Raw genomic sequence first — 740 nt, forward strand, 5'->3', positions numbered from 1 at the left:
CCGTCCCGCCGTCCCCCACCTCCGGGGCCGCCGCCCCGCCGCTGCGCGGCTGGCCCGACCTGCGCGAAATCCTCGGCCGGCCGGGCCTGCGCCGGGTCTTCGCCAAACCGGCCCACGGCTCCTCCGCCTCGGGCGTGCTCGCCGTCGAAACCGCCTCCGGCGGCCGTGTGCGCGCCACCACCTCGGTCGAACTGACCCCTTCCGGCGCCCTGTACAACTCGCTGCGGCTGCACCGCTACGAGGACGAGGCCGCCATCGCCGCCATCGTCGACGCCCTCGCCCCCGACGGCCTCCACGTCGAGCGCTGGCTGCCCAAGGCCTCCCAGCACGGCCGCTCCGCCGACCTGCGCGTCGTCGTGGTCGCCGGCCGCGCCACGCACGCCGTGGTCCGCACGGCCGCCGGTCCGCTGACCAACCTGCACCTGGGCGGGTCCCGCGGCGACCTGGCCGCCGTACAGGCCGCCGTCGCCGCCGCCGGGGGCAGCTGGCGGCAGGCGCTGGAGGTGTGCGAGCGCGCCGCGGCCGTCTTCCCCGGCACGCCCTGCGTCGGCGTCGACCTGCTGCCCGCCGCCGGCTGGCGGCGGTTCGCCGTCGGCGAGGTCAACGCGTTCGGGGACCTCCTGCCGGGGCTGGCCGGCCTGCCCGGCGGCCCCGCCGAGGGCACCGACACCTACGGCGCCCAGGTCGCCGCCCTCCCGCACCCCTGACCCGTACGACAGGAACCCCATGCACGCCACCCC

Annotated in this window: 1 protein-coding gene; it reads left to right on the forward strand. The window is 78.6% G+C overall.

What is annotated here, in order from left to right:
- Positions 1-707: STM4014 family protein (locus EF903_RS33300; RefSeq protein WP_185902972.1), on the forward strand; the 707-nt coding region annotated here is incomplete at its 5' end.
- Between the last annotated feature and the right edge of the window lie 33 nt (positions 708-740).

This window comes from Streptomyces sp. WAC05292, from assembly GCF_003949955.1.
Taxonomy (GTDB): Bacteria; Actinomycetota; Actinomycetes; order Streptomycetales; family Streptomycetaceae; genus Streptomyces; species Streptomyces globosus.